The organism is Larkinella rosea (assembly GCF_003858635.1).
GTDB lineage: Bacteria > Bacteroidota > Bacteroidia > Cytophagales > Spirosomataceae > Larkinella > Larkinella rosea.
Window position 1 is genome coordinate 300,964 of sequence record NZ_RQJO01000010.1, and the last position, 14,620, is coordinate 315,583.

A 14,620-nucleotide genomic window follows, 5' to 3' on the forward strand; every position below is an offset into this window, starting at 1 on the left:
ATTAGGCGTTACCGATTTAAAATAACTTTCCCTTCCAGCGTCTGGCCGTTGTCCCGAACCAACCGGAAGACGTACAGACCATTTGGTAAGGCAACTCCTCCCTGATCGGAGCCATCCCAATAAAATCCATTTTCACCAATTCGGAGCGATTGCCGCAGCGTTCGAACCAGCTGACCATTCAAGTTGCGGATTATTAATTGCCCTTCTCCCGGCGACTGCTTTCCGGTGAGGGTAAATTGAAACCGGGTATAAGCCCAAAACGGGTTCGGAACGGGCCGCACAACCGACATACTATCACCCGTCTTCACCCGGAAATTAATTTCGTAGGGAAGCACGCCCGCTTTATTGCCGCTGACGTCCGTCGCCTGAACCCGTAAGGTGTAGGTACCATCAGCCAGATTCCGGGGTTTGTACCTGAGGACAAACCGGTTATCCGCAGCCGCCGGGGTCCAGTTTACGTCGGAATTGCCCAACACCACCCGTTCAAAACCGCAGGGCCCGCACGGTTTTCGGAGCACGAGATCAATGCCCAGCGTGTCCCGGCGAATGCGGTAAACGTCCTCATCCTGCACGACAACCTGAATGATTGGGTTGGGCGAAACCAACGCACCATCGGCAATTCGGGTTCCGTCAAACGTCACATCCAGCAGGGGATTGAATAGATCCATCGGAAATCGCTGGCTGGAATCGGGAAAAACAATCGCGTATTTATCTGCGGATTTCGTGATCGTAAATACCAGCAGGTTATTGGTTTCATCCAATTCGTCTACTTGATTATCGGCATCCAGAATCAATTCGTGGCGCGTGGGCCCATCGGGTTCCAGCTCGGGGCGAAAACTGTAATAAACCGTATCCCGGAAGGCGACGGCGGGTCGCAAAACCGTCTTGTACCCGTTGGTCTTCCCATCACTCAGTCGCTTTCGAACCGTTATACTGAGCCGTTCCCGAACATCGAAGCGCCCGGTGTTGGTCACGACAACCCGCAACCGAACCGAATCGGCGGCATTATCGGTCCGGGAAACCCCGGACGACTGCAGCTGAAAATCGGCTTTTGGCAACGGAAACAGTCGGAGTGCCGGATCTCCCTGCAAAACCATTTGATTGGCATTGCCGATCTGGAGCGGGTCTTTCGAGGTGGCCAGCACCCGGCGGGTGGTTTCCTGGTGAACAACACCAATCGGTTTCGAGAAATACGTGCTATCCGTGAAAAGGGTTTTATAAAAATCGATAATGTACGTATTCAAAGGTGCGGTGAATCCTTCGAAACAATGGGCCAGAATGGCAATGGCGCCTTTGTCGGGCGTTAACAACCAATTGGTACTCAATACATTTCCCCCATAAAATATATTCCCCAAACCGCAGCCGTTAAAAAACATGAGCGGATATCGGCCTTTGTTGCGGTACCCAAAAACCGGATCGGAAACGTAACCAATATCGATGTCGGCAACCGTGGGCGATGAATGACCAAAAAAAGTAATCAGTGAAACACCCTTGTTGACCTTGTCGCTGATGTCGATGCGCTCGACCGGTTCGTCGGTTGTTTTTGAACGGGTAGTTACTTCCGATCCTAAATACTGTTGCTGCACCAGTCCTTTTGCTTCGTTCAGAATGGCCTTAAAACCAGCCAGTTCCGACTGCGATCGTCCCCCGCTCAGGTGCAAAACCTCCTTGCGCCAGGGTACGTTGGCCAAGTTGTTTTCAAACTCTTTTACCTTGTTTCCGTAGTTCACCACATCCTGTGCCGTCAGCGTGTTGAGTCGTCCGGTGGCCATTGCAGGGACGTTTTCGGGAAAACCGGCCAGTCCGGCCGTCAACAGAACATCGGAGCCGGGCACGTTACCGATGGTCGGAACCAGGTCGAGGTAGTACTGATTGGGATTTTTGCGAAATGGAAAATAAACCGACGAACGACCAATCAAAAACAGAAACTTGCCGGTGCCACCCGTCAGCATGTAGTCGGCAAACCGGCGAATCGCCAGCGGAGTCCGTTCGCCAAAACTGAACTGGTTGAACAATTCCTTCATACTGACCACGAGCGTGTCGTACTTTCCACCTTTGACCGACGCACGGTAGCCCGCGTACGCCCGCACCGGATCGGCCACCTGACCGACCGGTTTCATCAGAAGTTCATGGCTGACAATCAAATAGTTCGGTTTGGCCGGATCGAGTTTACGGAAAACCGCCCGCTCCAGCCGGGTGGGGGTTACAACCGCCGTTGTGACCAGTAGCTGGCGGGAAAGGGTGGTATTGGGCACCACCAGCCGACGGGTCGAGCCTTCCTGCATACCGGCAATCAAACGCGGATTGCCCGCTTCGGTGATATCATACACGACCGTCGACGTTGGGGCATCGGGTAATTCGAGGTAAGATCGCCCACCGGATTTGGGCAAAAGCCGGAGAATCTGCTGCGCGCCGTTTTTCAGACTGATTGTTTGCGGGTATCGAATCCGAACATAACTCACGGAGTACCGGTCAAACTCGAATGGCCCGCGCGAAACGGTGTTCAGCACCAACTCAGCCGACAGATCATCTTTAACGGAAAAATCCGACGATTGCAGCGGAGTTGTAACCCGGCTCAACTGAAAACCATTGAATTTCAGCGTAGTAACCAACCGATTAGACGTCCCGACGGAAACATCAACCTGGTGCTGAAACAGATCCCGGCCGTTCAGCAACAGATCCAGTTGCGGTTTTTCGGAGGTGTTGGTTACCCAACCGGGGAGTGTGAAGAGCTGCGAATACGGTTTGCTTTTCTGCTGCATGGGGCCCGTCCAGCCCTCTCCTTCTTCAAAATAAACTTCGTATTGCGTGACGGCAGGAACGGGCCCCGTATCGGGATTGTTCGACATTTCCGTTTTCAGAACCACCAGTTGTTCCGCCAGGTGATACGGTTCCGGCACGGCCCCATCCGGTTTTGCTTCCTGACTGACAACCACCCGCTTACCCGGTTTTCCGTCGCTGCGCCAGGTTAGAAAATAAGCCGCCGTATCGGAATACATGCTGTAGTACGGATGGGGCTGGGCGCTCATTGGCCGATACAGCAGGGTGTCCTGCAAACCGTCATTTCCTTCGCCCACAAATTCGAGGAAATCGGTCGGGTCCAGTTTCCTGTCCGACTCTCCGCTCACCAGGATGGCCTGCTCAATTCCGCGTCGAAAAAGTTGCAAAGAAGTCGGATCAATGGAAGCAACCGGAACACCGGCTTTTTGCAAATCCACCGTCGTCAACCGGTAAACCGCCCGCTCAGTCACCGGAATCCGGTAATACGTTTGAGCGTGATTAATCCATTCATTTCCAAAGCGAATACGTTGTGCTTTCGCCCCCACACAACTGCTCAATACGACGAGTAAACCAAGGAGTTGTTTTCTCATAAACGCGTCTGAAAATAAGGCATTGAATTCGGTTGGCTGCTTTTTAAAAGAACCTGTAATTGTGCTTAGCTCAGTGAATAATTTTATCGGGCAGGAAAACCGGTCGATACGGTTCCGGAATATAATCCAGCTTGGAAAAGAGATCGCTGGCCAGGGCCAGAACGATACAATCCGGCGAAAAATCGTACAATAACCGCCAATCGGTCGGAAGTAAGTGCAGTGCCTGATCGGGGCTTGTCAATTCAAAGACGGTTTCATATCCTGCCGACTGAATAAATACGGACACGGAACCGGTTACGCAAAACAGAATACTGTGGTTTTTCTGGTGGCGGTGCCGGCCCCTTAACTGGCCCGCCGGAACGTTATAAATCAGGTAGGATCGCTGAAAAGTCAGATCGGTTAACTGCTCCAGTTGAACAATGCGATGCTGTGCGGATTGTAAGGTGTATAACGTTGCCATAACGAGCTCATTTACTTCGAATAAAACCGCCCGCGTTCCTGCTGCCGGACAAATTCTGATTCGTTACAAAGCAATGCATTGACCGAGAAATTCCCTGTAGAAAATCATCCATTTCCGCCGGATTTATGCGCTCGTTTTTGAGTAAAAAGCGCTAAAAAGAAGCAGGTTGTCATTTAAAATACATTTTTTTCTACAAAAGCAGATCGGTATCCTGCCTAAGTTTGGGAGGATTTATCCCGGCTATAAGCAATCGTATGCGTACCAAAAAATGGAGAGAAACGGTCTGTAAACAGATTTCTCCACTACCTTTTCGGATGAGTTCTTTACCGTTCATTCACGGAAACGGGATGGCATCTGCGGGCGTTAAATCCAGATTTACTCAATCGATTGAAAAATGCAGGCGATTACCTTACGGTTTCATATTGGGCTGGAATGATCCGCTTTGGGTGTCCGTTCTGCTGCTGGTGGTGATTGTGGCGACGGGGTGGTTTTTACTACGAATACGTTACCGCAACCAGCAGCAGCATTTAAAACAGGAACACGAAACAAAAATCCGCATTTTGCAGCAGCAGGAACTGATTTCGGAACTGCAGTTGCATAACGATCAATTAAAAACATCAAGGGAGAATCTATCCCTTTCCATCACCGAAAAAGACCGGTTTATTTCCATTCTGATCCACGATTTACGATCGCCATTGCGGTATTTATACAAGAATACGGCTTATCTTTTTCGGAACTGGAAGCAGGATTCACCCGCCGAACTGGACGGTTTGATTACGGAAATAAACAACTCCACCAAACAGATTCATTTTCTGACGGAGGAAATGATGCAGTGGATTTCGACCCAGGACCATGCCTACGGCATTCGACTGAAAGAATATTTCCTGCTGGAGATTGTTACTGAACTCGAAGAGTTGTATAAAGAAAATATGCTTCAGCACGGAAATGCGTTACAGCTGGAGGTTCCGTCCCGCATGAAGATCAAAACGGATAAGGTATTGCTGAAAACCATCCTGCGAAATTTGCTCGATAATGCCAATAAAAACACGGATGACGGTGTCGTTCGCATTCAGGCCCGGCAGGCTTATGAAAAAATTGTTGTTACGGTTTCGGATACGGGGGTTGGTATTTCGCCCCGCCTGTTGCAGGATATCAACCGTTATTTCAGTGCGTCCGAAGCGATGCCCGGTTTGAACACGCAGTTCGGGCACGAAATCATCCGGGATTTTGCCCGATTGCTGAACGCAACGGTGGTCTACGAAACGTCCGAAGATGGCGGAGTGCTGGTGTCGTTGACGGTTCCCTGTTGAACGCGCTAACCCATTGCTTCACTTTTTTAAACCGCTGTTTTTCTCTTCCAGCGCCAGCCGAATCAGATCGACGGTGTTTTTCACGCCCACTTTTTTCAGAATACTGGCACGCTGGTTCGCCACGGTATTCGCGCTGATATCGAATCGTTTGGCGATTTCCTGGCTGCTCATGCCTTCGGTCAGACAGGTCAGAATCTGGGCTTCGCGCGAACTGACCTTGTTCCAGATCGACGATTTTTTCCGGGGGCTGTAACTGACGGCCTGGTCCTGGGTCGATCCGGCGGGAACAATCAGGTGCTGGATGATGACTGACGATGCGCTGGGCGGATAATAAAATTCGCCGGTACTAATGGCCCGCACGGCCCGCAATATTTCCTCCCGATCGGTGTCTTTCTGCAAATACCCCGCAGCTCCGTTTTGCACCGACTTCAGGATATAATCCTTGTTGTTGTGCATGCTGAACATCAAAATCCGGATTTTTGGATACTGCTGGTTGATGATCTGCAAAGCCTCGATGCCCGACATTTTCGGCATCGTAATGTCCAGAAACAGCACATCCGGTTTAACGACCGGAATCAAATCGATCGCTTCGTCGCCATCGGGCGCTTCGCCCACGATTTCAATATCGGTTTCATCTTCCAGCAACGTCCGAATTCCTTTTCTCACCACAGAATGGTCGTCGGCAACAAGGATGCGAATCGGCATAGTCATGAGGTTGTATCAGGTAATTGAACGGTCACTTTGGTTCCTTTTTTCACCTTCGACGCGATTGTCAGTTCACCCTTCAGCATACGGGCCCGGGTTCGCATGTTTTCCAGGCCATTAGTCGCCTGAATTTTCCGGTTTTCTTTCGAAGTTGATTTCAGCGAAAACCCTTTGCCATCGTCCTCAATCAGCAACACGGTTTTGGTGTCCGAGTGTTGCCAGTTAATCCGAATGCGTTGGGCCTCCGCGTGCTTGATGGCGTTGTTCAGGGCTTCCTGCGCAATTCGGTATAAACCAATTTCGACGGCAGGACTCAACCGGTTTTCGTTGTCAGTTCCTTCAAAGATAACCTGAATACCGGAAGATCGGGCGGTTTGTTCCGCCAGAAATTGCAAAGCCGCTCCCAATCCGAAGTCCCCCAGCACCGACGGCATCAGGTTGTGCGACGTTTGCCGGGTCGATTGAATAACATCGTAAATCTGTTCACACAATTCCTCAAACCGCTGACGGTGTTTGGGTTCGGGAAACGGAATGACTTTCAATTTCTCCGCCTGGAGCTTCAAACCGGTTAACATCTGCCCGATTCCGTCGTGAATTTCGCGCGCAAACCGGCGCCGTTCCTCTTCCTGACCTTCCAGCAATCCCGCCGACCGGATGTTTTCTTCCTCCAGTTGCAAACGGTATTTTTCTTCGGTTGCCCGCACCAGTTCCCGCTGGGTGTCAACCAGTCGACGGTTGGTTACTTCCAGGTCCGCGTTGGCCACCGCCAGATCTTCGTTGACAATGCGCAAAGCCTCGTCCGACTCGGTCAGTTTGCGAATCACATCCTTGGTGTGCGTCACCACCGGCCGGAAAATCAGGAACGCTTCGATCAGCAACGTCAGCAGCGTAGACGCCGACAGGACCCACTCGACCTGCTCCAGCGATTTGACCCGTTCAAAACTTTCCTTATCAAACTGAAACACAATGGCGTTCATCTGTTCCAGAAAAGAAGGTTCGGCCCGAAGAATCGTGTGCAGGGCGGTTTTCTTCTGATCCTCCGTTGCCGACGGGTTGTTAATCTGGACCAGGCTTCCGTAAATGGACTGAAAAACCGGTTCGATCTGCGTAAACATGCGGTCGATTTGCCGGCTTTTCCGGACCACATACTCCTTTTCCATGCGCAACGTCCCATTGCGTAACTGGGTGTGGCTCTGGCTCCAGGTGTTCAACAACGCGGGAAACGAAGCCGTATCCACCGTGAGAATTCCTTCCGTTCGAAGCAACGCCAGTTTGGTCAGGCGCTGGCTCAACATGCGCTGCCGACCCGCCACGTTTACCACCCGACCGTCGTTGTTATGGTCGCTCAGCGTTCGACGGATAAACAGCAGACCGGTAATCGACAAAACCGCAATGACCGTCAGGGCCAGCATGTAAAACCGGGTTAATCGCTGCGCAACCTGTTGATCGAGTTGATTCATTCTTTACTTATTCTACTCCAATATACACGTTCCCGTCGGTTACTTTTACCGGGAAGGTCATAATTTGGTAGCCGTCGTCATTCAAACACTGACCGGTCCGGAGCGAAAAAGTTTTCTTATGAAACGGACAAGCCACTTTGGGCTCGTCGCCCAGGCTTCCGATCATGCCTCTCGCCAACGCCATCTGCTGGCGGTGCGGGCATTCATTATCCGTCGCATACCATTCGCCCCGGCGGGCAAAATGAAAAATGGCGATTTGGTGGCCGTTGATCAGCACACAAGCTCCGCCGTCGGTCGGAACATCGTCGACCCGGCAGGCTAAATACCACGTAATTTCTTCTTTATCAGCAACAAGCGCTTCCATGAGTTCTGTTTTTTACGTACCCACGGACTTTAGTCCGTGAGATTTGTTTTTGTTTTTTTTGAGATCAAGATTAGTTGTCAAGGACCAAACGGACTTCAGTCCGTGGGTACGTTATTTCCACTCCTTCGCCCGCTTCTGATCACGCAAAGATTCGAACGCCACTGTGGGGTCTTTCTGCTCGGGAACATTGACAAAGTGAGCAAACCGTTTGCGGAGTTCGGGATTGTCGACCACTTCTTTCCACTCGCATTTGAACGTGTCGACCAGCAACTGCATTTCGCGTTCCAGCTCATCGGCAATACCCAGCACATCGTCGACGACGACGGCCTTCAGGTACGGCATGCCGCCTTCCATCTTGTTCATCCAGGTCGCAGTACGCGTCAGCGGATCAGCGGTTTTGATGTAAAACATCAGGAAACGGTCGATGTATTTGAGGCAGGTTTCTTTGTCGACATCCGAAGCCAGCAACTGTGCGTGTTGCGGTTTGGAACCGCCATTGCCGCCGACGTACAGATTCCAGCCTTTTTCGGTCGCGATGATGCCGAAGTCCTTGCTTTGCGCTTCGGCACATTCGCGGATACAACCCGACACGCCCGACTTGATTTTGTGTGGAGACCGAATGCCCTTGTAACGATCTTCGACTTCAATGGCAAACGAAACCGAATCCTGAACGCCAAACCGGCACCAGGTGCTCCCCACGCAGCTTTTCACCGTCCGCAGGGATTTGCCGTACGCGTGACCACTTTCGAAACCGACTGCAATCAGTTCCTCCCAGATCATCGGCAGATCGCCCACGTGCGCACCGAACAGATCAATCCGCTGACCGCCGGTTATTTTGGTGTACAATCCGTATTTCTTGGCCACCTGGCCAATGACGATCAGTTTGTCGGGCGTGATTTCGCCCCCCGGAATGCGCGGCACGACCGAATACGTCCCGCCTTTCTGGATGTTGGCCAAAAACCGGTCGTTCGAATCCTGAATGGTGGCGCGGCCTTTTTCGAGAATATTTTCGTTCCACAAACTCGCCAGAATCGACGCCACCGCCGGCTTACAAACCTCGCAGCCGTCGCCTTTGCCGAACTGATCCAGCACCTCATCAAATGTTTTCAAGCTGTTGATTTTCACCAGATCGAGCAACTCCTGACGCGTGTAATCGAGGTGTTCGCACAGTACGTTCCGGATGTAATGCCCCTGCTGCTTCAACACGCCCTGAATCAGATCTTTCACCAGGGGCGTACAACCGCCACAGCCCGTACAGGCTTTCGTGGCTTTTTTCAGCGCGTCGATGGTCTTATGGCCATTTTCGCCAATTTCATGACAAAGTTGTGCTTTCGTGATCGCTTCGCAGGAACAGATCAGGGCGTCGTCGGGCAGCCCCATGACTCCAGCGCCCGCTTCCTCGCCCCCGCGCGAACCCAGAATCAGGTCTTCGGCGTCGGGTGGCAGAATGGTTTTGTTCTTGCAGGTTTGCAGCAACATATTGTACTGCTCGGCATCGCCCACCAGAATACCGCCCAGCAACTCCTTGCCATCCGGCGAGATATTGATGCGTTTGTAAACACCTTTGGCTTTGTTTTCGTAAGTAATGGTTCGGCAGGCCGGTTCCGACACAAACGGATCGCCAAAACTGCCGACGTCGGTGCCGATCAGCTTCAGTTTGGTCGACATGTCGTAGGGCTTGAATTCCTTTTCCAGGCCCATCAACCGGGACGCCACCACTTCAGCCATTTCGTAACCGGGTGCCACCAGACCATAAATCATGTGGTGAACCACAGCGCATTCGCCAATTGCAAAAACCGCTGGGTCGGAGGTTTGCAGAAAGTTATCGACCACGATGCCTCCGCGCGGGTGCGTCGTCAAACCGGCCGATTTCGCCAGTTCATCGCGCGGACGAATACCGGCAGAGATGATCAGCATGTCAATGTCCAGCAGCGTGCCATCGGCAAACTGAATGCCTTTGATGGTGTCTTCGCCGGTAATTTGCTGCGTATTTTTGGACAGGTGGATCTTCAATCCCAGCGATTCCAGTTGCCGTTGCAAAACCCCGGACCCGGCATCGTCGATCTGGCGGGGCATCAACCGGGACGCAAATTCGATCACGTGCGCTTCTTCCAGTCCCAGATCGAGCAGGGCTTTGGCGGCTTCCAGCCCCAGCAAACCGCCCCCCATCACTGCGCCTTTCCGCGCGCGTTTCGCGTACGATTGAATGAAGTCCAGGTCCTCGATCGTGCGATACACGAAAACCCCGTCTTTTTCAACCCCGGCAATGGACGGCACAAACGCGCCGGAACCGGTCGCCAGAACCAAATAGTCGTACGGTACGACCACGCCGTGGTGCGAACGGACCTCTTTCCGGTCCCGATCGATGTCGACCACCGGGTCAGTCAGGTAGAGCTTGATGCCGTTTTCGGTGTACCAGCTTTCGGGAGCCAGCGTCAGATCTTCGGCGGTTTTTCCGTTAAAATACGCACTCAAATGGACGCGATCGTAGGCCACCCGCGGCTCTTCCCCAAAAACCGTCAGGATAAATTGTGGGCCGTTTTTTTGTTTGGCTAGCAGTTTCTCACAGAATTTGTAGCCTACCATGCCGTTGCCCACCACGACGACATGCATCATTTTGTTTGCGTTCATAGTTAATAGTAACTATAGTTATAAAACAAACCCGTTTATTTATTGTACTATTTCAGTAAAATTCCCCAATTACCCCTGAAATAGTGTGCTTCAAAATTAAACTGATTTTTGGCAATTTCCTATATTTTTATTCTGTATGTCTTAAATTTTAATCTTATTTTTATCGAAATCATTTGTTTTTCAAAATTATGCCCTTAATTTTGAAGCAATAATTTAATAGTTACCAATTACTACTAATAGTACATTTTAACTATTAACACTCTAAAAGCGATAGCGATGAAGCCAAAGCTTACACTCGTGGGGGCGGGTCCCGGCGACGGCGAATTGATCACCTTAAAAGGAATCAAAGCGCTTCAACAGGCCGACGTTGTTTTGTACGACGATCTGGCCAACCATGCCCTGCTGGATTATGCACCCAAACACGCGCTGAAAACCTACGTGGGAAAAAGGGCGGGAAAAGTGTCGTTCACGCAGGATGAAATCAATGCGCTGATTGTGCGGATGACGCAGGAACACGGACATGTGGTTCGGCTCAAAGGCGGTGATTCGTACGTATTCGGACGCGGGTACGAGGAATTTGAGTACGTCCGGCAGTTTGGCATTACCTGTGACGTGGTACCGGGTGTTTCCAGTTGCATAGCGGTTCCGGCTTCGCAGGGCATACCGGTTACGTCCCGTGGGGTAAGTGAAAGTTTCTGGGTCATCACCGGCACCACCCGCCACGGCGAACTTTCCGACGACCTGCGACTGGCGGTTCAGTCAAAAGCCACGGTGGTTGTGCTAATGGGCCTCAATAAGCTGGCGGAAATCTGCGCGCTTTACTGCCAGGCCGGACGGGGCCACGTTCCGATGGCCGTGGTTCAGAACGGCACCCGCATCAATGAGCAGTGTTTGGTGGGTCAGGTCTGGAAAATGCCGCATTTAGTAGCCGAGCATGGCGTGGGGGCGCCGGCTGTGCTGATCATCGGCGAAGTAGTTGCCCTGCACCCGACCTATCTGGCGGAGTGTCTGCGCAGCCTGTCGGTGGTTTGACGGTATTCGGTATACGGTTTACCGTTTTCGGTGCGGTTCCCCGCCGGGACTGGCGCATTTGATTAGCGCGTTAATGAGCATGCGTCAACCACCGAAAACCGTAAACCGAGAATAAAAAAGCCGATCCGGTGTGGGGGCACCTTTGGATCGGCCAAAACGGGTTTGTCTATGTTAAACACAAACGGTTCAAAGAAAATGAAAATAAAGACGTAAAGCAAATTCTGCCACCTTCACCGCGCGGGCTCGCTTATAGTTGATAGTAACTATGGGTTTGTACGACCTGCCTTCTCAGGTGATTGCCTTTCAGTTTCCCGTTCCGGGCTCTCCGGATGTTTTTGCACTGGCCGTTTCTTTTTTCTTTCAACCACCATCGATGCCATGAAACTCTACTTCAGGCCATTCGGATTCGTATGCCTTTTTCTGACTGTTGTCCACTTCCATCTCTATGCACAGGTGTCGCTGATCGGCCAGCTCCGGACCCGCACCGAACTGCGCGACGGCTACGGAAATCTGACACCCAAAAATAGCCGGGCGGCTGCATTTACCTCGCAACGCACCCGGCTGACGTTCGGTTACAAATGGAACCGCGTCAACTTCAACGTCGCCGTGCAGGATGTGCGGGTGTGGGGTCAGGACGCATCCAGCATCAGCAGCACCGACGGAAACCGCCTGATGGTTCACGAAGCCTGGGCCGAACTGACGCTCATCAACAGCGCTGATAGTACCCTGAAATTCAAGCCCATCCAGAATTTATCGTTAAAAATCGGACGTCAGGAGCTGGTATACGACGACGTGCGGCTGTTGGGCAATCTCGACTGGCTGCAACAGGGCCGCCGGTTCGATGCGGCCCTGCTGAAAGCCCAGCACCACGGGTGGGCGCTGGATCTGGGCGTCGGGTTTAACCAGAATTCGGATGCATTCGGAGCAACCGGCACGGCTTACACGCCCGCCAATGCCCCGACCTCGGCCCTGTCGGACAAAAATGTCACGCTGGCGATTCCGGGCGGTTTTCTGCCGACAGTGGGAAAAGGGGGCGTTCCGGTGGTGGCCAATGCCGTCAGTACAAATGGGCAGAATCAGCAGTTCAAATCGTTTCAGATGGCGTATCTGACGCGTAAGTTTGGCGGTCCGGCGTCCGGTCAGGTCAAATTTTCGGCACTGGTCTTTAAAGACGATTTTTCGAAATACCGAATCGACTCGCTGGGCAGCGCGGCAACAGGTTACGTATATGGCCGACGTTATGACGTTTCGGGCGTCCATTCACGGCTGACTTACGGCGCCATGCTGACGCGGCAGGCTGGTGGCTCCAGCGACAAAACCGTTCAGGTTCAATGGCAGACTTTCGGGTATCTGCAAAGTGGCAAAGACCGCGACGGGCTGCGCATTCGAAACGCTTATCACTATGGCGCGAATGTCACGTTCCAGAAAGGATTGCTGAGTGTGAGCCCGGGTTATGAGGTACTGTCAGGAACAAATGCGGCCACCGCAAAACCGGGAGAAACCGGGCGATTCGATCCGCTGTATGGCACTCCGCACAAGCATTGGGGATATATGGATTACTTCTACGTCGGCACGGGTTCGCCCGCCGGTGGCTTAAAAGATGCATTTCTGAAGTTTAAATACACCGGAAAACGCCTGACGACGGCCCTCGATGTCCATTATTTCGCACTGGCTGCACCGACACTCAACAAAATGCCGGATGCGGCTACGGGTGCCAGGCTGGAATCGAAACTGGGGCTGGAATACGACTTCACCGCTACCTACAGCCTGAACAAATTCACGATGCTGGAAGCCGGTTACGCCCTGATGAAAGGCACCAATTCACTGGAATACAGCAAGCAAGGCACCATGAATCAGAAAGACAAGCTGGGAACGTGGGCGTACCTGATGATCAATATCCGGCCCGATTTTTTTGTCAAATAACGCTTACCTGTTAATCAAAAAGCCATGAACTCATTCGCCAATAAACCCCTGGAAACGCTTTCCATCTTCTCGTTCAAAGGCATTCAGATGCGGACTTTCCACATCACCTGGATGACATTTTTTGTCTGCTTTTTCGGCTGGTTCGGCCTGGCACCGCTCATGCCCGCCATCCGTGCCGATCTGGAACTGACCAAACCCGAAGTCGGAAACACCATCATCGCTGCCGTTTCGGCCACCATTTTCGCCCGGCTGGTCGTCGGCCGCCTGTGCGACACCTGGGGACCCCGTAAAACCTACACGGCTTTACTCGTTCTGGGTGCGTTTCCGGTCATGCTGGTCGGGCTCGCCCACGATTACACCACCTTTCTGCTGTTCCGTCTGGCGATTGGCGTCATCGGCGCGTCGTTTGTCATCACGCAGTTTCACACCTCCATGATGTTTGCCCCGAAAATCAAGGGAACCGCCAACGCCGTCGCCGGTGGCTGGGGAAACCTGGGGGGCGGAATCACCCAACTCGCCATGCCGGTTATTATGGCGACCATCATTGGATTTGGGTACACCAAACCCGAAGCCTGGCGGCTGGCAATGGTGTTTCCGGGTATTCTGATGCTCATCATGGCATTTGTGTATTTCCGATATACAAAAGATACACCAAACGGTAACTACCGGAACGCCGGACCGGATGAGATCCAACGCACAACAGTTCAAGGTGAAAAAGTCAATTTCTGGAAAGCCTGCGCCGACATCCGCGTTTGGGCGCTCGCGCTGGCCTACGCCTGTTGCTTCGGAATGGAAATCACCTTCGACGGCGTGGCATCCCTCTACTTCTTCGACAATTTCGATATGAAAGAAACCGAAGCCGGTTTTTGGGCCATGCTGTTTGGTTTCATGAACCTATTTGCCCGGGCGCTGGGCGGTATTGTGGCCGACAAAGTGGGAAGTAAATACGGTCTGCGCGGCAAAGGCATTCTGCTGGCCGGAATGCTTTCTCTGGAAGGCTGTGGCATTATGCTTTTTGCCAACGCCGGTAACTTACCGATGGCTATTCTTTCGATGATCGTCTTTGCGCTGTTTCTGAAAATGGCCAACGGTGGCACCTACGCTATTGTTCCGTTTGTCAACCCGAAAGCCGTCGGAGTCATTTCGGGCGTTGTCGGCGCGGGCGGTAACATTGGCGGCATGCTGATGGGCTTTCTCTTCAAGTCACAATCCATCAGCTACGGACAGGCATTTCTGTACATCGGCGGTATCGTCGCGGCCACCGGACTGCTCCTGTTCCTGGTCAATTTTGGAAAAACCGCCGTCGTTAAAACTGCCGAAACGGAGTTGCAAACCGCTTAAAAGGAGGAAATGATTAAAGGAAG

The 14,620-nt window shown here is 52.2% G+C and carries 10 protein-coding genes; 4 read left to right on the top strand and 6 right to left on the bottom strand.

The window, feature by feature from the left end:
• Nucleotides 1–8: 8 nt before the first annotated feature.
• Together porU2 and EHT25_RS22165 are read right to left on the bottom strand one after the other, a co-directional pair.
• Nucleotides 9–3,371, bottom strand: a complete 3,363-nt coding sequence (porU2, locus tag EHT25_RS22160) for a putative type IX secretion system sortase PorU2 (RefSeq protein WP_124877356.1) — start codon at nt 3,369–3,371, stop codon at nt 9–11.
• A 70-nt stretch (nt 3,372–3,441) separates the two neighbouring features.
• Nucleotides 3,442–3,831 (bottom strand): sugar 3,4-ketoisomerase, encoded by a 390-nt coding sequence (locus EHT25_RS22165; RefSeq protein WP_124877357.1) that lies wholly within the window; start codon nt 3,829–3,831, stop codon nt 3,442–3,444.
• 314 nt (nt 3,832–4,145) lie between these two features.
• Between EHT25_RS22165 and EHT25_RS22170 the strand changes: the two genes are divergently transcribed.
• On the top strand, nt 4,146–5,141 hold the full coding sequence (locus EHT25_RS22170) for a sensor histidine kinase (protein WP_185731450.1): 996 nt from the start codon (nt 4,146–4,148) through the stop codon (nt 5,139–5,141).
• An 18-nt stretch (nt 5,142–5,159) separates the two neighbouring features.
• On the opposite strand, the gene EHT25_RS22175 is transcribed toward EHT25_RS22170, so the two are convergent.
• From EHT25_RS22175 to nirB, 4 genes are all read right to left on the bottom strand, one after another.
• Nucleotides 5,160–5,846: a response regulator transcription factor gene (locus EHT25_RS22175; protein WP_124877732.1), complete on the bottom strand. Its 687-nt coding sequence runs from the start codon at nt 5,844–5,846 to the stop codon at nt 5,160–5,162.
• A gap of 2 nt (nt 5,847–5,848) precedes the next feature.
• A complete protein-coding gene (locus EHT25_RS22180; protein WP_124877359.1) occupies nt 5,849–7,306 on the bottom strand; it encodes an ATP-binding protein in 1,458 nt (485 codons plus the stop codon).
• Nucleotides 7,307–7,313: 7 nt separating this feature from the next.
• Nucleotides 7,314–7,670 (bottom strand): nitrite reductase small subunit NirD, encoded by a 357-nt coding sequence (nirD, locus tag EHT25_RS22185; protein ID WP_124877360.1) that lies wholly within the window; start codon nt 7,668–7,670, stop codon nt 7,314–7,316.
• 111 nt (nt 7,671–7,781) lie between these two features.
• A complete protein-coding gene (nirB, locus tag EHT25_RS22190) occupies nt 7,782–10,301 on the bottom strand; it encodes a nitrite reductase large subunit NirB (protein ID WP_124877361.1) in 2,520 nt (839 codons plus the stop codon).
• Between the two features lie 276 nt (nt 10,302–10,577).
• Here nirB and cobA point away from each other — a divergent pair, with 276 nt between their 5' ends.
• The 3 genes from cobA (at nt 10,578) to EHT25_RS22205 (ending at nt 14,597) form a co-directional block, all read left to right on the top strand.
• Nucleotides 10,578–11,333 (top strand): uroporphyrinogen-III C-methyltransferase, encoded by a 756-nt coding sequence (gene cobA, locus EHT25_RS22195; RefSeq protein WP_124877362.1) that lies wholly within the window; start codon nt 10,578–10,580, stop codon nt 11,331–11,333.
• Nucleotides 11,334–11,711: 378 nt separating this feature from the next.
• Nucleotides 11,712–13,256: an alginate export family protein gene (locus tag EHT25_RS22200; RefSeq protein WP_124877363.1), complete on the top strand. Its 1,545-nt coding sequence runs from the start codon at nt 11,712–11,714 to the stop codon at nt 13,254–13,256.
• Nucleotides 13,257–13,280: 24 nt separating this feature from the next.
• Nucleotides 13,281–14,597 carry a NarK family nitrate/nitrite MFS transporter gene (locus EHT25_RS22205; protein WP_124877364.1) on the top strand — a complete coding sequence of 439 codons (1,317 nt, stop codon included), beginning with the start codon at nt 13,281–13,283 and terminating at the stop codon, nt 14,595–14,597.
• Nucleotides 14,598–14,620: the final 23 nt, after the last annotated feature.